This is a genomic window from Enterovibrio nigricans DSM 22720 (genome assembly GCF_900167155.1).
Taxonomy (GTDB): Bacteria; Pseudomonadota; Gammaproteobacteria; order Enterobacterales; family Vibrionaceae; genus Enterovibrio; species Enterovibrio nigricans.
Map to the genome: position 1 here is coordinate 88903 of NZ_FUXU01000004.1, position 21926 is coordinate 110828.

General features: G+C 48.0%; 18 protein-coding genes. 3 read left to right on the forward strand and 15 right to left on the reverse strand.

From position 1 onward, the window contains the following. Window positions 1-38: 38 nt before the first annotated feature. Complete coding sequence (gene folA / locus B5D35_RS02740; RefSeq protein ID WP_078751073.1) at window positions 39-518, forward strand: type 3 dihydrofolate reductase; 480 nt, start codon at window positions 39-41, stop codon at window positions 516-518. Here the strand turns inward: folA and B5D35_RS02745 are convergent. The 6 genes from B5D35_RS02745 to lptD are packed head-to-tail and all read right to left on the reverse strand — an operon-like array spanning window position 515 to window position 7216. After that, window positions 515-1351: a symmetrical bis(5'-nucleosyl)-tetraphosphatase gene (locus B5D35_RS02745; protein WP_078751074.1), complete on the reverse strand. Its 837-nt coding sequence runs from the start codon at window positions 1349-1351 to the stop codon at window positions 515-517. The genes folA and B5D35_RS02745 overlap by 4 nt on opposite strands. Before the next feature lie 14 nt (window positions 1352-1365). Next, window positions 1366-1740: a Co2+/Mg2+ efflux protein ApaG gene (gene apaG, locus B5D35_RS02750; RefSeq protein ID WP_078751075.1), complete on the reverse strand. Its 375-nt coding sequence runs from the start codon at window positions 1738-1740 to the stop codon at window positions 1366-1368. Window positions 1741-1760: 20 nt separating this feature from the next. Next, a complete protein-coding gene (gene rsmA, locus B5D35_RS02755; protein WP_078751076.1) occupies window positions 1761-2567 on the reverse strand; it encodes a 16S rRNA (adenine(1518)-N(6)/adenine(1519)-N(6))-dimethyltransferase RsmA in 807 nt (268 codons plus the stop codon). Beyond that, a complete protein-coding gene (gene pdxA / locus B5D35_RS02760) occupies window positions 2564-3559 on the reverse strand; it encodes a 4-hydroxythreonine-4-phosphate dehydrogenase PdxA (protein WP_078751077.1) in 996 nt (331 codons plus the stop codon). Before pdxA ends, rsmA begins: the two co-directional genes overlap by 4 nt. Then, window positions 3546-4844, reverse strand: coding sequence for a peptidylprolyl isomerase SurA (surA, locus tag B5D35_RS02765; protein WP_078751078.1), 1299 nt, complete (start codon window positions 4842-4844; stop codon window positions 3546-3548). Before surA ends, pdxA begins: the two co-directional genes overlap by 14 nt. A 20-nt stretch (window positions 4845-4864) precedes the next feature. Beyond that, window positions 4865-7216: an LPS assembly protein LptD gene (lptD, locus tag B5D35_RS02770; protein WP_078751079.1), complete on the reverse strand. Its 2352-nt coding sequence runs from the start codon at window positions 7214-7216 to the stop codon at window positions 4865-4867. A gap of 160 nt (window positions 7217-7376) precedes the next feature. Between lptD and djlA the strand changes: the two genes are divergently transcribed. Further along, the gene (djlA, locus tag B5D35_RS02775; protein WP_078751080.1) at window positions 7377-8201 is read left to right on the forward strand and encodes a co-chaperone DjlA; all 825 of its coding nucleotides are present in this window, start codon (window positions 7377-7379) and stop codon (window positions 8199-8201) included. A 24-nt stretch (window positions 8202-8225) separates the two neighbouring features. On the opposite strand, the gene B5D35_RS02780 is transcribed toward djlA, so the two are convergent. The 3 genes from B5D35_RS02780 to rapA all read right to left on the reverse strand — a co-directional run bounded on the left by B5D35_RS02780 (window position 8226) and on the right by rapA (window position 13070). Further along, window positions 8226-9179, reverse strand: coding sequence for a D-2-hydroxyacid dehydrogenase (locus tag B5D35_RS02780; protein ID WP_078751081.1), 954 nt, complete (start codon window positions 9177-9179; stop codon window positions 8226-8228). Between the two features lie 103 nt (window positions 9180-9282). Continuing rightward, window positions 9283-10035: a bifunctional tRNA pseudouridine(32) synthase/23S rRNA pseudouridine(746) synthase RluA gene (gene rluA, locus B5D35_RS02785; RefSeq protein WP_078751082.1), complete on the reverse strand. Its 753-nt coding sequence runs from the start codon at window positions 10033-10035 to the stop codon at window positions 9283-9285. A gap of 116 nt (window positions 10036-10151) precedes the next feature. Then, on the reverse strand, window positions 10152-13070 hold the full coding sequence (rapA, locus tag B5D35_RS02790) for an RNA polymerase-associated protein RapA (protein ID WP_078751083.1): 2919 nt from the start codon (window positions 13068-13070) through the stop codon (window positions 10152-10154). 357 nt (window positions 13071-13427) lie between these two features. Between rapA and B5D35_RS02795 the strand changes: the two genes are divergently transcribed. After that, entirely contained in the window at window positions 13428-14801 is a 1374-nt protein-coding gene (locus B5D35_RS02795; protein ID WP_078751084.1) for a PhoH family protein, read from the forward strand. Window positions 14802-14855: 54 nt separating this feature from the next. Here the strand turns inward: B5D35_RS02795 and B5D35_RS02800 are convergent, their stop codons facing one another. From B5D35_RS02800 to B5D35_RS02825, 6 genes are all read right to left on the reverse strand, one after another. Next, window positions 14856-16289, reverse strand: a complete 1434-nt coding sequence (locus B5D35_RS02800) for a GGDEF domain-containing protein (RefSeq protein WP_078751085.1) — start codon at window positions 16287-16289, stop codon at window positions 14856-14858. 182 nt (window positions 16290-16471) lie between these two features. Beyond that, a complete protein-coding gene (locus tag B5D35_RS02805) occupies window positions 16472-17473 on the reverse strand; it encodes a GGDEF domain-containing protein (protein WP_078751086.1) in 1002 nt (333 codons plus the stop codon). A 93-nt stretch (window positions 17474-17566) separates the two neighbouring features. Beyond that, window positions 17567-18256: a thiamine ABC transporter ATP-binding protein gene (thiQ, locus tag B5D35_RS02810; protein WP_078751087.1), complete on the reverse strand. Its 690-nt coding sequence runs from the start codon at window positions 18254-18256 to the stop codon at window positions 17567-17569. Continuing rightward, window positions 18249-19841 carry a thiamine/thiamine pyrophosphate ABC transporter permease gene (thiP, locus tag B5D35_RS02815; protein ID WP_078751088.1) on the reverse strand — a complete coding sequence of 531 codons (1593 nt, stop codon included), beginning with the start codon at window positions 19839-19841 and terminating at the stop codon, window positions 18249-18251. The genes thiQ and thiP overlap by 8 nt, the downstream gene beginning before the upstream one ends. A 23-nt stretch (window positions 19842-19864) precedes the next feature. Then, window positions 19865-20860: a thiamine ABC transporter substrate binding subunit gene (gene thiB, locus B5D35_RS02820; protein ID WP_078751089.1), complete on the reverse strand. Its 996-nt coding sequence runs from the start codon at window positions 20858-20860 to the stop codon at window positions 19865-19867. 270 nt (window positions 20861-21130) lie between these two features. Further along, window positions 21131-21919, reverse strand: coding sequence for a DUF547 domain-containing protein (locus B5D35_RS02825; protein ID WP_244556490.1), 789 nt, complete (start codon window positions 21917-21919; stop codon window positions 21131-21133). Window positions 21920-21926 lie beyond the last annotated feature (7 nt).

Genomic DNA, 21926 nt, shown 5'->3' on the forward strand with positions numbered 1-21926 from the left:
TGCCGTGCACATTAATGGGGATAGGATCATACAACGTAATGAAGATCAGCATGATTGCCGCGATGGCAAAAGGACGAGTGATTGGAAAAGACAATGCCATGCCTTGGCACTTACCTGCTGACTTTGGTTGGTTCAAGCAAAACACGCTAGGCAAACCCGTTATCATGGGGCGTAAAACCTATGAATCGATTGGGCGTCCTCTTCCGGGACGACGGAATATCGTCATCAGCCGGAATGCAGAATGGTCTGCAGAGGGAGTGGAAAACGTGGTGAGCATTGACGATGCGCTGGCGTTGGTGAGTGGTGTTGAAGAGGCGGTGATCATTGGCGGAGGTGCAATTTACACAGCCTGTTTACCGTTGGCGAATCGTCTCTACCTGACTTTCATAGACGCTGATATTGATGGTGATACCCAGTTTCCTGAGTGGGGAGAGGACTGGAAAACCAACCACTCAGAATTCTATAAAGCGGATGAAAAAAACCGCTACGGCATGGAATTTACAATCCTCGATCGTTAACTTGCATGAATTGGGCAAGGAAGACTGAATCTTTGCCCATCCTCCCAACGAACCATGGTTAACGACCCACCCCAGACACAGCCTGTGTCCAGTCCCATGATGTCAGCATTGATGACGCCACCTAATGCTGCCCAATGGCCAAATACAAGGGTCTCTTCAATAGGTTGACGATTTTTGAGGGCAAACCAAGGAACCAGATTTTCGTCAGTGATGTCTTTCGGCGGTCGCTTACACGCCATATCCAATCCGCCTTCAGGCGTACAAAAACGCATGCGAGTAAAAGCATTGATGGTAAAGCGGTAGCGTTCAATGCCTTCTAGCGATTCATCCCAACACGCAGGCTCGTTGGCATACATATTTTGAAGTAGCCAGAGATAACGATCACTTCTCAAAATAGCTTCCACGTCGTTGGCCTGATGTTTGGCTGATTCTAGATTCCAGCAAGGTGGCACGCCTGCGTGTGTCATCACAAACCCAGGTGCGAGCGCATTGCTGATGTCTTCGTGGATCAGCAGAGGTTGTTGTCTGAGCCAAAACAGCAATTCATCGCGATCGTCTGCTTCGAGGATTGGCAGGGTTTTGTCTTTCGCTTTTGGTTTCATGATCCCTTCAGCGACGGCTAGAAGGTGAAGATCGTGATTACCTAGCACGGTATGACCGTGTTTGCCCAAGCTCCGAACAAAACGGAGAACAGAAAGAGAGTCAGGGCCTCGGGCGACGAGATCACCTGCGATATACAAATGATCCTGAGTGTGATCAAACTGAGCAAGATCAAGCAGTTCACGCAGATCTCGATAACAACCTTGAATATCACCGACAAGGAAAGTAGACACGCTAGTTCCTGATATTAATGAAAAATGTTGGGCATCGCGAGACGGAAAGGCGCGACTTCGATGTCGAATTCTTTTTCGATAGGTCCGAGCATGGTGTAGAAACCTTGCATAACACCCACTGGCGTTTCTAGAACAGTACCACTGGTGTATGTGTATTCTTCGCCAGATTCGATAAGTGGTTGCTCACCTACGACGCCTTCGCCTTCGATGACCAGTTTTTTTCCGTTTGCATCGGTAACCAGCCATTTTCTGCGTAGCAACTGAGCTTCACGATCACTATTGTTTTCAATAGTGATCGTGTATGAGAAAACGTAACGCTTTTTATCCGGCTCAGATTGTTCTGCTACATAATGTGTCAGCACTCGAACCGTAAATTTGTTTATTAACATCCTTGTCGCGTTTCCTTCTCTTATTTGTGGTTAGCATCCATCCAGTTTGCGAGTGCCACAAATTGTGCCAGCGTCAGACTTTCCGGGCGCACAGAAGGGTCAATACCCAACAATTCCAGTGTTTCAACGGCCACTAATGATTTATAGCAGTTGCGCACGGTTTTACGACGTTGGTTGAAACCTTCACGGCAAACACGCTCAAGCCATTTCAGGCTGGTTGTTGGGTGAGGCAGCTCTTTGTGCGGGATAAGGCGCACCACTGCGGAGTCGACTTTTGGGGCTGGTGTGAATGCGCTTGGTGGCACCTCTAACACTGGCACGACTTTACAGTAGTACTGAGCCATGACGGTCAGACGGCCGTAAGCTTTACTGTTTGGCCCAGCAGCAAGACGATTAACCACTTCTTTTTGCAGCATGAAGTGCATGTCTTTCACTGCGCCTGCAAAGGTGAAGAGGTGGAACATCAAAGGCGTAGACACGTTGTATGGCAGGTTACCAAAAATACGCAGTGGATTTTCATCTGAAGCCAGTTGCGTGAAATCGAATTTCATCGCATCGCCTTCATAGATGGTCAACTTGTCAGCCAACTGTGGGTGATGGCGCAGTCGCTCTGCCAAATCGCGGTCAAGTTCAACCACGCTTAGTTTATCAACTTCGCGTGCGACAGGCTCGGTCAAGGCACCAAGACCTGGACCAATTTCAACCAAGTTTTCACCTGGTAATGGGTTAATGGCAGATACGATACCGTCAATGATGTACGGGTCGTTCAGGAAGTTCTGGCCAAAACGCTTACGGGCGCGGTGACCTAAGTGGACATTATCGCTCATGCTTTTTTATCTACTAACTCGATGGCGTGGGATAGCGCGGTCCGCAGGCTTCCAGTATCCGCCGTTCCGGTGCCTGCTAAATCCAATGCGGTACCATGATCTACAGAAGTTCGGATGAAAGGTAAGCCAAGCGTAATGTTGACCGACTTTCCAAATCCCTTGAATTTTAACACAGGCAGCCCTTGATCGTGATACATCGCGAGTACCGCATCTGCGTCTTTTAGGTATTTCTCTTGGAAGAGAGTATCTGCAGGCAGTGGACCAATCAGGTTCATGCCGCATTCTCTCAGTTTTTCTAAAGCAGGTTCAATGACTTCAATTTCCTCTCGGCCTAAGCAGCCATCTTCGCCTGCGTGGGGATTTAAGCCACACACATATATTTTAGGTTTTTTAATACCGAATTTGGACTTCAAGTCTTCATTCAGGATTTCAATCACCTGAAATAAACGTTCTTCCGTGATGGCTTTTGACACATAAGCGAGAGGAATATGTGTGGTGACGAGCGCAACACGTAGCCCTTCGGTGGCGAGCATCATCACCACTTGTTGAACATTGGCGTGGTGCTGAAAATACTCTGTATGCCCGCTAAATGATACGCCAGAACGGTTAATTACGCCTTTATGGACAGGGCCTGTCACAACCGCAGCAAACTCGCCTTGCATATTTCCTTCGGCGGCACGCGTCAGTGTGTTCAGAACGTAGCGACCATTGGCCTCATTGAGAGTACCTGCAGTCACATCTGCGCCTAAAGGCTCGTCACAAACAACCAGCACTCCTGCTTCATGGGCTTTCGGTTCAGCATCTCGATCGTAGTCTTCAAAACGGACATCGATGCCGAGCAGTTTTGCGCGTGCGGAAAGCATGCTTTTGTTTCCGCAAACGACTAACTGATGCGGCCAATTTTCGTTGGCCAGACTTAACACTAAGTCCGGACCAATTCCCGCAGGCTCCCCTGGCGTGATTGCGATACGTTGTGGCTTAACTGTTATCATCAAGATTACCTACCTGTTCAACATAGGCACCTGCTCGTAGCTCTTGAAGCCAAGCTTGTGCTTCTTCGTTGAACTTACGATTAAGCAAAATGCGGTATGCGCGGTTTTGCATTGCTGCATCTGTACGGTCAGCCTGGCGGCGATCTTCAACTTCAACAATATGCCAACCATGAACGGTTTTAAATGGTTCGCTGATTTGCCCTTCGGGCAAATTGTCTACTTTATCTTTGAACTCAGGAACATAAAGGTCCGTTGTTTGCCAGCCTAAATCACCACCTTTTACCGCAGAGCCTGGGTCTGCACTGTAAAGTTGTGCCAGCTCAGCGAAGGTTTTGTCGCCATTTTTTATTTGTTCAATCATTTGATTGAGCTGACGTTTCGCCCCCTCATCACTGACAATAATAGATGGCTTAATCAGGATATGACGCGCTTTCACTTCGGTGACAGCAACAGACTGAAGGCCTTTAACGTCATCAATTTTCAGAATGTGATAACCAACGCCGCTGCGGAATGGACCAATAATGGCGCCTTTGCCCTTATTACCTATTTGGTCGGCGAAAATGGTCGGCATTTCTTCTAGACGCATCCATCCCCAATCGCCACCGTCCAGCGCTTTAGGCCCTTTTGAGTTGGCCAATGCCAAGGCAGCGAAGCTTTTACCATGTTTCAGTTCAGTCACGAGTGCGTTGGCTTTAGCGAGCGTACCATCGCGTTGGGATTTATCGGCATCTTCATCAACGCGTAGTTGAATGTGTTTTAAGTGATACTCCACTTTTTCCAGATTTTGAGCATTCAGCTCAGCCGCCAATGATTCCACTTCTTGTGGCAAAATACTGATTCGACGGCGTACCTGAATATTGCGTACTTCACCGATGGTCATCTCTCTGCGAATTTGCTCGCGATAATCTGCCCAAGTGATGCCATTTTGTTTTAGTTGGCTTCTTAGTGCATCAACAGATAGGTTTTTGTCTTTTGCGACCCCTGCAATGGCTTGTTCTAAGCGAGAGTCATCGATACGAATTCCCATTCGCTGCGCTTCTTGAAGCTGAAGTTCTTCAATGATGAGCTGATCTAGAATTTGTTGTTCTAAAACATCTTGTGGTGGCAAAGTGTCAGCTTTTGCATTCAAGGCCACGGTTTTCTTCAAATTATTGATGTCACTAGAAAGCACCACGCCTTCGTTCACGACCGTGACGACACGATCCAATTCGGTCGGTTCTGCAGAGACAGATAACGAGCTGGCAGAGATTGCCACCGCCAGTACTGCTTTCGTCCATTTATTCATTTGCAATTCCAAGTTTCCAATTAATTTCTTAGACCAAACGGGTTGGTGTAACCCAATGCATTTCCGTTCGCTGAGCTATAGCCAAATCCTGCGCCAGCTCCAAGTCCTAGGAGACTGAAAGACAAGGAGATATTGTTATCATATTGAGCTGGGTCATTAATGTTACTGCGTGACATCAGGTATTTGTTGTAGCTCAAACCTATCGCCCAACACGCCGAGGTATAGGTAATACCGAACTGATTTTCTAACAACAGATCTTGCGTCAAATCGTGGAAGTACTGACCTTGTACACTGATGTTTTTTGTCAGAGGAAAGCCAGTAACAAAGCCCAGTTGGGATATACCGTCTTCCGTGATCTGATCCAAATCTTCGTTACCCGTGGTGCTGGCAATGTAATTTTTTGCCACGTAGCGGTAACTGGTTTGTGCAAAGAAGCTGTTTTTACGGTATTCGACCGTAGCATTACCAAACTGCATGTTACTGATATTACTGTCGTACTCGACTGAACCTCGAACAAAGAAGTTATCGTACAGGTTCAATTCACTTTCGACTGCCCAAGCAGAATAATCGACCAGCGTATCGCCCTGATTGTCAGGTCGGTCGAGATAGTAAATCTGACCAAACGCGATGTTAAAGCGTTCTTTAAACCCATCATCAAAAAAGCGTGTTGCCGCACCCACGGTAAACTGATTTGCTGGGTTGATGTAGTCGATACTGCTGAACTGGTTGGCGCGAAACAACCCGTAGTAATCTGTTTGTAAACGTGCGGTGTCATAACCGCCGCCCGCATAGTTCACGGGGTTATAGATTCCACTTTGGTCAACATCGTGAATGTACAAATACTGGACTTGCGGTTCGAGGGTTTGCGTGTAAGCCTCATTAAAAATGGTGCCATTTCGTTCCAGCGTGACGGCCGCGTGAAGCTTCGCCATTGGCACGACACGCGACACGGTCTCTTCCAACTTTTCACCGTTTATACCGGTTACGCCATCAATGTTAGATTGGTCGTAGTAGGTATAATAGAGCTTACCTTCGGCTGATGCACTCAACCATGGTAGGTTGTATGGCAGCACAAACGTCGGGGCAATGTTTACGCGTAGTGCGTCGGGTTTGCTGTCATCATCGGTCGCGAATTTACTCACTGCAAATGGCATCTTAAAATCAAAGCCATAAGCGAGATCTTGGTGGTAATAGTTCATGGCTAACTGGGGCAGCAGTCGATACACCGAGGTATTTTCACTCAATGCTTGGAAGTTTCGCACTGACAGTGTGCTGTCCCAGTTGATGTCGCGATAAGACACCTCCCCGGTTTGCAACAGGGTATTGTCCTCTCTGCTACCTACCCGTGAGTCTGTGTGACGGGAGAAATAGCTGATGTCACTGACTTTGCTGTAATCAACGTCATATTTCCAATGGTCTTGAATGCCGCTGTGGCGCCAATTGAAGCCCCAGCTTTTATCATATTCTGGATAAAGTCGATCTTCTCCCATGTACTCCATGACCATGCTACCCGCGCCCGCTTTGGTTAAATAGCGAGGTTCTAGCGCCATAAACAGGCCACGATTAGACATGTATTTTGGCGTGATCAGCATGTCCGCTTGCGGGTGGATATTCCAATAAAACGGGGTTTCCAGCTCAAAACCATCACTGTCGTTCCAGCTCACTGATGGGTAGAGAAAGCCGGTTAAACGACCATCCTCTACTGGCACGCGAAGATAAGGGAGGTAGAAAATGGGAGTATCTAACACCTCAAAGCGCGCGTTGTAGAGGTCGGCAAAAATGTCGCTGTCTTCTTTTTCTATTTTGCCTGCAACAAATCGCCAGCTGTCGTCTTTCTCTGGGCAGGTGGTGTAAGTACCATCTTCTAATTCATAGAAGGTCGTACCGTTTTTAAAGACACGCTTGGCTTCACCACGACCGGGCTCGCACATCATCTGGTAATTGATGTCAGTGAGTGTGGTATCTTCATTGTCTAAGTTGGTTTGTAAGGTTTTACCTTTGATTGCGATGTCGCCATCATGGTAATAAACATTGCCTTCAGCAGTGACGATATTCTCGGGCTGGCGAAGAGTTGCCTCATCGGCTCGTACGGTGCGGTGGCCTTGTTTTACAACAACATCGCCGCGATAAATGGACTTTTCATTTGCTTTGGCTTCAGCTGAGTCTGCCACAATCGTGATAGGCGCATTATTAACGTCGTCTGACTGCTCGTCTTTGGTTAGACAGCGATACTCAGGCGCAAGACAGGTTCCTTTGGGGATCTCCAAGGCATTGGGGTTGCCCTGTGCGACATTTGTTTCACCCGCTACTGCTTGGCCATATAAAGCAAGCCAAATCATAGTGGACAAAAAACTTCTGGCAGTCAGTGACATTAAAACTCAATCCTGTTGTTGGTACGAAGCGCTGGTATACTCTTGCGCTGTGTCCTAGCAAATATTGCTGAAAAATGTGGGTTATGATAATGCAATTCATCCCTGACAGCACCTGCTTGCTGGTGTAAACGAGAGAAATTAAACAAATAGAGTAAGAAACATGGCAGTTTTGGGAAAAGTGCTGGGGGCATTCTTTGGCTTCCTGCTCGGTAAATGGTTTGGCTTAGCATTAGGCTTGTATTTAGGGCATAAGTTCGACAAAGCGCGTCAAAATGCGGCGTTGGGAGGGGGCTTTTCCCGAGGAAACCAACAAGAAAAGCAACAAGCGTATTTTCGTGCCACCTTTGCAGTGATGGGACATATCGCGAAAGCGAAAGGCAAAGTCACTGAAAATGAGATTCGCCTTGCGTCCAATTTAATGGATCGCATGGGATTGCAAGGGGCTGCACGCTTAGCGGCCCAAGACGCATTTCGAGAGGGTAAAGAAAGCACGTTTCCGTTGGAAGAAACTTTGCAAGAAGTGCGCAAAAATTGCGGCGGTCGATTCGATTTGCTCCAGTTTTTTTTGGAAGTGCAAATTCAGGCGGCGTATGCCGATGGATCTGTTCACCCGAATGAGAGACAGGTGCTTTATACCGTTGCCAGTATTCTTGGGTTTTCGCGCCAGCAGCTGGATCAACGTTTAGCGATGCAGGAAGCGGCATTTAACTTTTATCAGCAGCAAGGCAATGCAGGTCAGCAACAGCATTGGCAGGGAGACTTCTCTGCGTCACGCGTGAAGGATGCGTTTAAAATCTTGGGTGTCGATGAGGATGCCAATAGCCAAACAGTGAAGCGAGCCTATCGCAAGCTGATGAATGAGCATCATCCGGACAAATTGGCCGCGAAGGGTTTGCCTCCTGAGATGATGGAAATTGCCAAGCAGAAAGCGCAAGAAATTCAGGCCGCGTATGATCTGGTGAAAAAAGAAAAGGGCTATAAATAGCCCTGCTTTATCAGGCATTCAGGCTCAAAGCGTATTTTGAGCCTTGCCTTGAATAAAGGCATTGATGTTTTCTGTGAGTTGGTTTGCCAAGGTTTGGATGCTGGAGTCTGCGCCCCAAGCAACATGTGGGGTCAAAATCAGGTTTGGCATCCCTGCATGTGACAGCAGTGGGTTGGTGTGATTTGCGGGTTCTTGAGTGAACACGTCCACGCCTGCGCCTGCAATCTCGCCGTTCTTGATAGCATTAACCAGCGCCTGCTCGTCAACCAGTCCGCCGCGACCAGTATTGATCAAAATAGCGCTGGATTTCATTGCAGAAAACTCAGCTGCACCGATGAGATTTTCAGTCTGTGCATTTAACGGGCAGTGCAGCGTAATGACATCGGCGGTTTCAAGCACGGTTTCAAACGGCACATAGCCATCTCTTGGTGTATCCGCGTGCTTATGTTCGGCAAACACGACCTTCATACCCACCGCGGATGCAAGCATAGCGACAGCCTTGCCCAGACTGCCTCCGCCGATAATGCCCAACGTGGCACCGGCAATATCACCAATCGGGTGAGTGAAAAAACAAAATTGGTTCTTTTCCTGCCAAACACCAAGTTCAATATCTCGATGATAGGCACTGAGGCTTCGGCGAAGGGAAAACGCCATCGCCATCACATGTTCTGGTACCGATTGTGTCGCATAGCCGCGAATGTTGCAGACCGCTAAGCCTTGCTCGTGACACCAGTCTAGATCAACATTGTTATAGCCCGTAGCAGCAATGGCAATGAGTTTAAGGTTAGGTAATTTGGCCAGTGTATCTGCGGATAAAACCGTTTTGTTGGTGATAGCAATGGTCGCATCAGCAAGACGATCCAACACCTCGTCGGGATGTGTTTCATCGAAACTGAGCCAGGTATGCTCAAAGTCAGGAGTAGGGAGGGTAATGTGAGCTGGGATCGTGGCTCTATCCAGAAAGACTATTTTTTCCATGGCGGACTTCCTTTTTTCGGCCACTGTACTGTAACAACCTGAAGATGAATGGTCGAACAAAACCCTCTGCGAGAGGCATCTTCAGATTGTGTTATTTTCGATTTTATCTGCGTCGGCGACGAGGTTTTTCTTCTGGCATTAGGCTCGCATCAGCCACAATACCGCGTTGCAATAACGTGTCGCCCGGGGCTCCCGCATAAAATTCACACGGTGCAGCGAGATGCATCGGCTCACCGGTTCCTGGATGTAAAAAACTAAGCTCGCCAGCATGAAGTTGGAGGCGGGGCGAATACCTGAAGGCTTGAGGATACGCATAGAATTCATCGCCTACAATCGGGTGTTCCAGCGACAACATATGTACGCGTAGCTGGTGTGAACGGCCTGTGATTGGCAGTAAACGCACTAAAGAGGTTTTCTTCTCACGCTTGATGACTTCATAGTCAGTGACCGAAGGTTTACCATTCTCAAAACACACCATTTGTTTTGGTCGATTCGGCCAGTCACAAATGAGTGGTAAGTCTATGCGACCTTCATCCTGCTCCACGTTGCCCCATACGCGCGCATAATAAAGTTTATGCGTCACACGTTCGCGAAATTGTGCCTTGAGATGACGTTCAGCATCTTTATGCTTTCCAAAGACAATCAACCCTGAGGTAGACATATCAAGACGGTGTACTAACTCAGCATCGGGAAACGCACTTTTAATGCGAGACCATGCGCTGTCATAATGCGCCGGATCTCGGCCTGGGTTTGTCAAAAGGCCGCTGGGTTTGTTGACTGCAATGATGTCGTCGTCCTGATAAATAACATCCAACCAAGGCTCCGTTGGCGGGTTGTAGATAAAGTCGCTGCTCATTTTTTTGCTCGAAAGTTAGACGGGCGGAAGTGTAGCATGCCAAATCTGAAATTGAAGTCTGAAAAAGAAAGGCACCGCCGAAGCAGTGCCTTTGTTGTACCTAGATGGTGTAAAGGTTATTGGTGGCTAACAACGATAACACGCAGTGAATCCAAGCTGATTTGCGCTTGACCAATGTAGTTACGCAGTTCGCCTATTTGGGATTCGATAGCTTCTAACTCGTCATCGCGGATGTTCGGATTGACGGCTTTTAGTGCTTGCAGACGGTCAAGCTCTGCGCGCAATTTTGCGGTCATTTCTGCTTCAGCCGTTTCTCGAATAGTCACTAACTGTTTCTCAGCAAAAGGTTCGGACAATTCGATTAATCCGTGAATTTGCTTTTGCACTGAGGATACCAGTTTGCTCGCCAAATGACGGTTTACTGGGCTCAGTTGACGATGGAAACTGTCGAATTCGACTTGTGCTGCCAAGTCATTGCCATTCGCGTCCAACAGCACGCGAATTGGCGTGGCTGGTAAGAATTGGTGAATACCTGAACTCTTTGGTGCCTGCGCATCAGCCACGTACACGAGCTCAAGGAATAAGGTTCCGACTGGCAACGCTTTGTTCTTCAGCAATGACACTGCCGTGGTGCCCACGTTTTCTGACAAGAGTAGGTCAATACCACCTTGGATCATTGGGTGTTCCCAGCTGACAAAGTGCAAGTCTTCACGAGACAGCGCAGTGTCGCGGTCAAACGTGATGGTACAACCTTCATAAGGTAAGCCTGGGTAGCTTGATACCAACATGTGCTCTGACGGCGTGACCACTATGGCATTTTCGCCTTTATCATCCTGATTCAGACCAATGGTGTCGAATAGGCCTAGCGCAAACGTAACCAAATTGGTGTCACCGTCGAGTGAACTGATTTTCTCGGCCAGAGCTTTCGCGTCGTCACCACCGTTAGAGTGCATTTCCAGCAGGCGGTCACGGCCTTTCTCTAGGTCAGCTTTCAAACGGTGATGCATTTCAGCGCTGGTTTCAATCAGTGCATCCAATGACTCATCAATGCTGCCTTTGGCTAATAGTTGAAGCAGGTCTTCCTGAACGTGTTCGAAGATGGCACGCCCGGTAGGGCAGGTTTCTTCAAACGCATTCAGACCTTCGTTGTACCAGCGAGCTAGCAGTGATTGTGACGTGCCTTGCATGAAAGGAACGTGAATTTCGATATCTCGTTGTTGACCGATTCGGTCGAGACGGCCGATACGTTGCTCCAGCAAGTCAGGGTTCATTGGCAAATCGAACATCACCAGTTGGTTTGCAAACTGGAAGTTACGACCTTCAGAACCAATTTCAGAACAGATCAATACCTGAGCCCCTGCGTCTTCTTGTGCGAAGTAAGCAGCTGCTTTATCTCGCTCAATAATAGACATGCCTTCGTGAAATACGGTACCACGGATACCTTCACGTTCGCGCAGCGCTTGCTCTAGAGCCAGCGCAGTCTGGGCGCGAGAACAGATCACCAGTACTTTTTCCTGGCGGTTGGATTTTAGGAGATCCAACAACCAATCAATACGCGGGTCGAAGCCCCACCAGGTGGCGTCTTCGCCTTCAAATTGTTGGTAAATATCTTCTGGGTATAGCCATTGAACTGCTTTTTGTTCAAGGCTTTGATTGCCACCCCCCATGATCCCTGCAACGCGCATTGCCGTTTGGTATTGCGAAGGCAGTGCCAGTGGGTACAGGTTCAAATGACGTTGAGGGAAGCCTTGGATTGCTGCGCGTGTATTACGGAACAGCACGCGGCCAGTTCCGTGACGATCCATTAGGTTATCAATCAACTCATGGCGTGCGTCGCGACGTTGATCGTCATCGATATCGGTCGCTTCGATGATGCGCAGCAAAGGTTCAACATCTTGCTCTGACAGCAACTCAGTGATGCTGTTTTTTGCATCATTGCTGAGCTTCTCATCAGACAGCAGTTGGCTTACCGCCTCAGCGACGGGGGCATATTGCTTTTCTTCTTCGACAAACGTTGGGTAATCGTAGAAGCGATCAGGGTCCAGCAAACGTAGGCGTGCAAAGTGGCTTTCGTGGCCTAACTGCTCTGGCGTCGCTGTCAGTAGCAGTACTGCTGGGGTGTTCTCTGCAATACCCTCAATAACCTGATATTCACGGCTCGCTTTTGACTCGCTCCACTCAAGGTGGTGAGCTTCATCGACAACCAGAAGATCCCACTCACCGTCCGCAGCTTGTTCAGCGCGTTTACGGCTTTTACGCAAGAAGTCCAAAGAACAAAGCACCAATTGCGCGGTATCGAATGGGTTTTCTGCATCGGCAAATGCTTCAACACAACGCTCTTCGTCAAAAATGGAGAAATGCAAATTGAAGCGACGAAGCATTTCGACCAGCCATTGGTGTTGCAAGGTTTCAGGTACGACAACCAATACGCGAGAAGCACGACCTGACAGCACTTGTTGGTGAATGATCATACCGGCTTCAATGGTTTTACCCAGACCCACTTCGTCTGCCAGTAAAACGCGCGGAGCGTGTCGGCGGCCCACTTCGTGCGCAATGAAAAGCTGATGCGGGATCAGACCAGCACGCATACCACATAGACCTCGCATCGGACTCTTATGTTGTTCGTACTGATTTTTCAGAGCGCGATAGCGAAGCGCGAAACGATCCATTCGGTCGATTTGGCCAGCGAACAGTTTGTCTTGTGGTTTATTGAAGCGAATTTGGTGACTCAGCAGGATTTCGCGAAGTATGACGTTGTCTTCACCCGTATCGGTGCGTTGGCCAACGTAGGTCAGAATGCCATTATCTTCATCAACATGGGTAACAGTGATAAACCAGCCTTCGTGGCTTTCAATGGTGTCACCCACGTTGAACATCACGCGTGTAATCGGCGCATCGCTGCGCGCGTACAGGCGGTTTTCTTCGCTGGCAGGAAACATCAGCGTTACAGTGCGAGCGTCGAGGGCAACAACTGTACCCAGACCTAAGTCGCTTTCAGCATCACTGATCCAACGTTGTCCGAGGGCGTATGACATATGGGGAGAAACCTCTGGTTAAAGCTGACACAAATTGGAAATAAGCCGTGTGGCTTTCGGGGCAATAGCCCTAACGTACCCGTTCGAGAACTACAGTGTAGGTCATCATGAGCACGGAGAAAATGGTTGCTAATGGTACTTGAAGTTGTGAACGTGGTCACGGTCAAAGTAGGAAAAATGGCGAGTGTAACATATGGGTAACAAATTGATGAAAATGTGGAGTAGACAACACGTTAAGACTGAAATTTGTCTTAGGATTAAGAATGAAGCCCGATAACTGTGTCGTATCGACATACGTCACAGTCATTAGGGCCACGTGGGGGAACTCACTCAGCCTAAGCAACCAAGGAGGTGCCTATGGGCGACGCCGAACGGAAATTCTTTGTGCTGGATACTAACATCCTGCTTCATGAACCTTTGGCTATCTATTCCTTTCAAGAACATGACGTCGTCATCCCGATGACTGTCCTCGAAGAACTCGACAGAATTAAAGACAGCAAACGTGATATCGCCCGTGATGCACGTGTGGCTATTCGTGCGCTGGAAGATATTTTCAAAGACGCAACGCCAGATCAAATTACGGAAGGTATCGTTGTGGGTAAGGAGGGCAGTACAGGAACGGTCTCCATACTCGCTGACTTTGAAATAAAAGAAACGGTGCAAGCATTTGCGGATAAAGCGGGCGACAACCGAATCCTTAACGCGGTGCTGTACCTTCAGGCGAAGCGTTCGCCACGCACCGTGGTGTTGGTGACAAAAGACATCAATATGCGTTTGCGTGCCAAAGGGGCAGGCGTGCGTTACGTCGAAGATTACCGCACTGACCAGCTGATTGATGATGTCCGGTTACTGACCAAAGGCTTCCAAGTCTTTGACGGCAGCTTTTGGGATCAAGTTGGGCAAGTTGAATCACAAAATAGTGGGCGTTCTACGCTCCACACTATGCCTAGAAACATGATTGATAACACCTTTGTTAACCAATACATTCTTGATGAAAGTGATGAGTTTGCCGGGCGTGTTGTTGGCCTAGACGCGGACAAACTTCATCTAAAAGATATCAGTCGTGAACGTTTGATGCACCGAGAGGCTTGGGGGGTGCGCCCTAAGAATATTTATCAGGGCATGGCGATGGATGCGTTGTTGGATCCTAATGTCGATTTGGTCATTCTTACCGGACCTGCAGGGTGCGGGAAAACAATCCTTGCGATGGCGGCAGCGCTTGAGCAAGTGGTTGAAAAAGGGATGTATGACAAAATCATCGTGACGCGAAACACGCCGGAGATTGCCGAATCTATTGGCTTCTTGCCTGGCACGGAAGAAGAGAAGATGCTGCCGTGGCTCGGGGCGGTAACCGATACATTGGAAGCCCTGCATAAAAACGATGAATGTGCCGATGGCTCAATGCGGTACATCATGGACAAAGCCAATATCCAGTTTAAATCCATCAACTTTATGCGTGGTCGTTCTATTCAGGATGCGTTTGTCATATTGGATGAGTGTCAGAACCTCACTGCCTCGCAATTGAAAACCATCATTACGCGCTGTGGGGAAGGAACCAAAATCGTCTGTTCTGGTAACTTAGCGCAAATTGACAGCCCATACCTGACACCGGTGACGTCAGGGCTTACTTACATCGTGGAAAGATTTAAGAATTTTGAAGGTAGCGCGTGCGTGTACCTAAATGGGGTTGTACGTAGTCGTCTTGCAGAGTTTGCTGAAGAAAACCTCTAACGAGGATGGTAACAATGTTAAGGGCAGCCACGTGTTGGCTGCCCTTTTGTATTTTTACGCCCAACGCCGTTCAGTGACGTTAGCATCATTATCTGTGTTATTGACCGTACTGTAGGGCTTATTTGCTCGCATTCTGGTGGTTGCAATTGTGACCAGTGTCTCCCCGTCTTCACCGTCATACGGGTAGCATGCGATTCCTTCGCTGAATGTGACGGGAATGATTTGTTGATCAATATGCAAGTGACTAAGCTGCAACACCTTTTTTAATTGTCGAATACGCTTCATTGCCTGAGTGCTTTCGGTTAGGTCAAACAATACTGCAAATTCGCCGCCGCCCAGACGTGCGATAACGGTACTGTCGCTAAATTGAAGACGGATCAGCTTGGTGAGATGTCTCAATGCCATATCACCCACGTCTTGACCGAAGCTTTCATTGATCTGTTTCAAGCTATCAATGTCCAACACGGCAACCACATACGGCGAAGGTGAAAAACGTTTATCTGCCATCAGGGTATAAAACTGATGGCGTGTTTTTGCACCGGTCAGCGTGTCACTTTGCACCACACACTCCAGACGCTCTTCTGACGATTTGAGTGCTTCAACCGCACTTTTTAGCTCTTCGGTTCGGCTTCTTAGCAATTTTCGATAGGAGAGCAAGCCCAACACCATGATCAGCATGGAGCCGATCAGTATGCTGAGTTGTGCATGCTTGTTCAGCCAAGGCAAGGCCGAGTGCAGTTTATTCTGTGGCAGCCATTTATCGTAGATGGCTTGTATATCATCAGGAGCAATCTTATCGAGACCCTGTTCGATATCAGCCAGACTGTTTTGAGAGCCTTTGTTAACCGCAAAGTGAAGAGGGAAAGAGTAGAGTTTTCGCCTTGCAGTAAATTGCCCAGCATTGCCGGTGTGGCGCATATCGTATAAGGCAGTACTAAAGTCGTCGATGAAGATATCAACATCGCCTTTATAAGCGGCATCATTGAGCGAGCCAAACGTAGGGAATAGTTTGATGTTTTCTTCTGGGATTCGCGACATCAAAAAAGCATGCTTAGTACTTTCTTTTACGGTACCCACGACGGCAGAGTCGAGCAAATTCAGGTCATCAAAAGGTAGGTCTTTTTGTACAAAAAGGCTCACGTTGTAGCGTTTGAGTGGAAGTTCACGTGAAAACGCCAACGTCTCGGCACGCGTACCTGTGTAGCCTAAGCCACCATGCACTACGTTGTCTGTGTTTGCGACATACGTTAATGATTCACTCCAGGGGAGGAGGTTGAATTGCACATCTAGGTTGTTCGCTTTGGCGTAGAGTTGCCAATAATCGACCATGATGCCGTCAGCGTCACCCTCTTTATTTATAAAGGAGAATGGCTGCCAAGTGGATGATCCAGTAACGATCAAAGGCTTTTCTTCGGCCATTGATGAGAAGGGGAATATAAAAGATAGCAACGTCAATGATATTGCGGTGAACTGGCGGGTGCTTGGCATATACTTAAAACTCGATTGACCAACCTGTCTAGATTTTCTGTCGGGAGATTATACGCAAGCAGGGGGTGTGTTGGAAATGGAAAAGTGGTTTTTTGTCAATATGTTGATTTGTGTTAATTTGCAACCATCATCGCAAATTCGCGCACTCCAAAATGGTTGAAGCACGCAAATGTTGCAATTATTTAGAAAAGCTCCACATCGTCTTCGGGAACGAGCGATTGCAGTTCACCTGTCGCGATAAGATCTTCATAGAATGCCACTTGGTTGCGACCGTTTTGTTTGGCTTTATACAACGCCTGGTCGGCAAAACCTAACACGGTAATAGCATTCAGTTCCTGATCGTTGATGGATGCCGCCCCCATGGAGATTGACACGTCTTTGGCTTGACCATAATCGCGTTCATTAACACTTTCAATAAAGTGGCGGATGGTCTTTTCCACTTCTTCACGCGATTGAGGGTGCATGATGACAACAAATTCATCCCCGCCATAGCGGAAGAGGATGTCTTCTTCGTTGAAGGCTTTTTTCATCAGCGCCGTGATAAGTAAAATGACTTCATCACCAAACACATGACCCAGAGCATCATTGATGAGCTTGAAGTGATCGATGTCGAAGATACAGACCCAGTGATGATGGCTAGGGTCGTCTGTGATGCTGCTGCCTTGGATCAAAAAACGGTCAAGCAAGAGGTCAATTTTAGTGGTCAGCACCTTGCGGTTATAGAGGCCTGTTAAACCATCTCGCTCACTGGCAGAAATGATTTTCTGATAATTTTCGTAGATCCGCGCAAGCCCCTCAATGAGCTGAACTTCATCGCCTTTAAGTTGGTCTGTCTTGCAAAAAACCACACCGTGAATCTCATCTTTCTCTCCATAGCGCACGGGCACAGCGAGCAAAGACTGGTTCTCAGTTTTACAATACTCAACGACATTTTCACCCGTTGCAATGCAATCACGAAGCACTCGCTCAATGGCATCTTTCTCTTCTTCGTAGAGAAAAATGTCGGAGCAAGCAACAACCAGAAACTCGGGCGAAGTCTCAGGGTTATAGTCCAACACCAAAACCTGATTTGCCGGTGTGAGCTGAAGAACGGTGGTGATCAGGCTTTCAGAAATGGTATCGGACTCTGTTTGTGCAGTAATGTCTACCACTGAGTCCAGCACATCAATACTGGTAACAGTCACAATCGCATCTCTCTTTTGATATGAATGTCTTAAGAACAAGTATAGATGCGGTTGATTGATGCGCAATGTTTGTCACAATTGCGCATTTTATCGCTAGGATAGATACGTTTTTATCGTTTCATTTTTCACATTAAGTTCTGAAATATCAATGTAATGTGCAACGGTTCCATTGTCAATGATAAGCACTTTGTCTGCAATCGCCACGGCATCTTCTGGGTGGTGCGTCACCATTAGGATGGTGGACCCGAATTGTTGTGCAAGCTGTTTTACTTGAGAGAGCATTTCTTTTCGAAGCGAAGGGTCTAATGCTGAAAATGGTTCATCTAATAGCAGCAATGGGCGGTCTCGAACCAAGCATCTGGCCAATGCGACGCGTTGCTTTTGTCCCCCAGAGAGTTGCCCGGGCAAGCGGTCGAGATAAGCGTCAAGTCCAACCGCTTCAGCCGACAGCTTAATACGTGTTTTATCCGCGGTTGTTAAGGACAAACGTGGTGAGATCCCCAACGCTATATTGTCAAAAGCACTCAGGTGGCTGAACAGGTTATGTTCTTGGAAAAGCACCGAAAGCGGCCGTTCGTGAGCAGGTTTGTCTGTGAACGCCTCACCATTGAACGTCACTTTTCCCTTGCTCGGTGATAGGAGACCACATAGTAAGGTGAGGAGTGTGCTCTTGCCTGCTCCACTCGGTCCTAGTATTGCCGTGATGGAACCAGCCTCTGCAGTAAAGGTAAAAGACAGCGCTTCTGTCTGGTACTGATAAGACAAATCACTGACGTTAAGCATGACGCTTCCTCGCGATAACAGTTTCTATTAAGGCATAACTGCCAAGGCTCAAGCCAAAGAGAACAAGTGCGGCTGCCGCGCCGGCCTCCATTTGATAGCTTCCAACCAAGTGGAAGAGATACAACGGCAAGGTTTGAAAATCTTGACTGCCAACAAGCGCAATTGCACCTAGATCGCCCGTTGAGAGAACAAAGCTGATTGCCAATGCGCGACCAATAGGCGCACGAAGTGCACGCCACTCAATCAGCGATAACCTGTTGAGACCTTTGATGCCGAGGCTATTACAAAGCCCCTGATATTGCTGCGCCAACTGGTACGCGGGTTGACTGAGTACCTTGACGATATACGGCAATGCCATCAACGTATTTACCGTTAGCACCAGCCAGTATGGAGAGCTGAACACATCGATATGTTCTCGCAGCATCAAAAAGAATCCAGTACCCAAGACAACACTGGGAACGACCAAGACCAAAGATGCCGTCATCTCTAAGCCATCGGCCATCCGCGTTCTTGCGGAAAGCCGCCAGAAACGACTGGTCAAAACAATGGTGCTACCTAGTGCAAAAGCACAGAGGGCGGTACCTGCCGCTATCTTCAGTGAATTAAGCGTTGCATGCCAAAGGGCTGGTTGAGTCAGCACATCTATCGCTTTTGGATTTAGGCCGCTAAGTACCACTGATGCCAAAGGAGGCAACACCAATAACAGAGCTGCGCCAATCCAAAGCGTGTCCCAGACTTTTTCATGTAGGCTATCTAGCTTCAAGGGCAGCGTAATATGGCTGTCTTTTCCTTGTTGCGATATTGGGCGAGAAAAACGCTGTGCAACCATATGGAATAAGCCGCAAAGCACCAACTGCCACAGTGCAAGAATAGCGCCTGTCTGTAAGTCGAAATCAAAACGGATTGCTTGATAAATCGCTAACTCAATCGTGGTGGCGCCGGGGCCACCACCTAGCGCCATCACGGTGGCGAAGCTGGTGAAGCAAAGCATGAAAACCAGCCCAATAGCATGGGGAAGTTGCTGTCTTATGTAGGGCCATTCGAGCAATCGAAACCGGTGCCAGCCACGCATGCCTAATTGATAGGCGAGACGCTGCTGATCGCTCGGCATTTGATCGAGTGCCTGTACTAACAATTGCACGGAGAAAGGCAAATTAAAGAAAACGTGCGCCAGTAAGATGCCAGATAGCCCGTAAATGCTGACATCCCAAGATAAACCGAGCTCGGGAAGCCAATCAGCGAGCAGGCCGCTCTTGCCGTAAATTGCCAAAATACCGAATACGCCAACCAGAACAGGAAGTACTAATGTCATCGAAAAGAGACGTAGCAACAGCTTCTTACCGGGAAACGTTCTACGGGATAACGCATGGGCGACGGGAATGGCCAGACCGACAGACAACAACGTCGATAGAAAAGCCTGCTTGATACTGAACAGAGTAACGTGTTGGAGGTAAGGGTCATGCCACAGTGACAATACATCCAGTGTCGGTGCTTGCATCACCAATGAAAACAACGCGGTGCCAATCAGCACCGCGATAATGGAAGCCGAGACAACACCCGGCCATGTGCGAGAAGGATTCAGCACGTTTTTCTATCACTCAGAATGGATTAGTTTACTAATGCCGATTGCCATTCACGGATCCAGCTGCGACGGTTATCAGCCACCTTTTCTGGGGGAAATTGCAGGCTTTTCACGGGAACTGAAAGGGTTTCAAACCCCCCAGGTAAAGCGACGTTTGTGACCGGATACATCCACTGGCCTGTTGGCACCGCATTTTGGAATCCGTCACTTAAAATGAACTGCATAAACTCATCGGCTAACGCTTGGTTATCAGAGCTTTTTACTTTGGCGGCGACTTCTACTTGTAAGTAGTGGCCTTCTTCAAAGTTTGCGCTGGTGTAGTTTGGATTTTTTTCCGCAATCAAATGATAGGCAGGCGAAGTGGTGTAAGAGAGCACCATGTCAGACTCGCCGTTCAAGAACATGCTATAGGCTTCTGACCATCCCTTAGTGACGGTTACAGTTTTCTTGGCCAACTGCTGCCATGCGTGTGATACATCATCGCCATAGACCGATTTCATCCACAACATTAACCCTTGCCCTGGCGTTGATGTCCGTGGATCTTGATAAATCACGGAAATGTCGTCGCGCTTCTCTACCAGTTCTTTGAGACTTTTCGGCGGATTTTCCAATTTCGTTTTGTCATAGACAAAGGCAAAGTAACCGTAGTCGTAGGGGATGAAGGTGTCGTTGTTCCAGCCGTCAGGCAGTGTTACCGCCTTGGTATCAACATTGTGTGGTACCAGAAGGCCGGTTTTCTCCGCTTCTGTCATCAAATTGGTATCGATGCCCAACAATACGTCAGCTTTACTGTTTTTCCCTTCCAAACGCAGACGGTTCAAAATCGTGACACCATCTTCCAATGCAACAAGGTTCAACGTGCAACCGCATTGCTCTTCGAACGCTTTTTTCACCGCAGGGCCAGGGCCCCAATCTGCCGCGAAAGAGTCGTAGGTGTATACCGTCAATGTGTCTTTTTCCTCAGCCATTGCAGGACCTATCATGGTCGTTGCAACCAGCAGAGCTGAAAGGGAATATTTCATTTTTGCCTCACGTCAATGTGTGGCGAGAGGAGAGGGTCGTAAACAGTCTGCTTACAACATCTCATTCCTACGCCAGCATTATCTGGTTCAGGTTTCGACTCAAACAGGGGTTGAGCCATGGGTTTAGCATTTGCATTCTCAGCCGACAGTGTCAGCTCCCCACGAGATGACAGCATTGTAAACTAATCGTGAAGCCAGATATAGCAAAGGGCACGTTGTGTGCCCTTTGTTGAGAAAGAATAGAGGTAAAAGAAAACGGGGTGTATACGACTAGGGTTGATTCAATTTCCAGTCATAGTCATATTTGATTTTCCCTGACCAGCTTTGCAGTTTTTGGCCATCACGATGGGCATCAATCGCTTTTAAAATTGCCTGTTCGTTGTTGCCAAAATCCACGCCATACCATTTATAAATGGAGGAAAGGGTGAGGGTGTTTCCTTCGATCATCACCCCTTTATCACTGTTGGTGAACTGTTTGGCAACGACATCCAATAAGGAAGTAATGTTCTCCCCTGTAAACGCGGTTTTTGCAAGATTTGGGCAGCCTAAACTTGCGCAATTCACCGCGTAATGAATGCGTTCATCCTTCCAGATAGGGCGCAATATGCGGTGTTCAATGTCGTTGAGGGTTAAAGTTTGTCCGGCGATGCGGGTCACGTCATCGTCCCAAGGCCCAAAGCTTAAAAAACCACCGAGCTTGGTGATCGATTTAATGGGGTATTCATTGAGTATCAGTTGAACTGTTAGGGCATTGTAGAGATTAACCCAGTAAGCAAACTGCTCATCTTTGTTGTAATTTCTCGGGTCTAACGCCGTGAGATCAACGATGTATTGATCGAGCAAGGCTTTGTCAGTAGGCGTCACCGCTGGGTAGTTAAAAAGGTTGTGTTGGCCTCGAACAATCAGATATTTGTCGAGTATTTGTTGCCATTTATTGTGGTCAAACGTTACTGCGTTGGCTTCATTACTTTGATCCCATATTGGCCATAAATCATTTTTCGGTGCAGCGTGTAGAATGGCTGGAAAGATCATGGCGGCTAAAATCGCAGAACGTAACAGTGTGCGA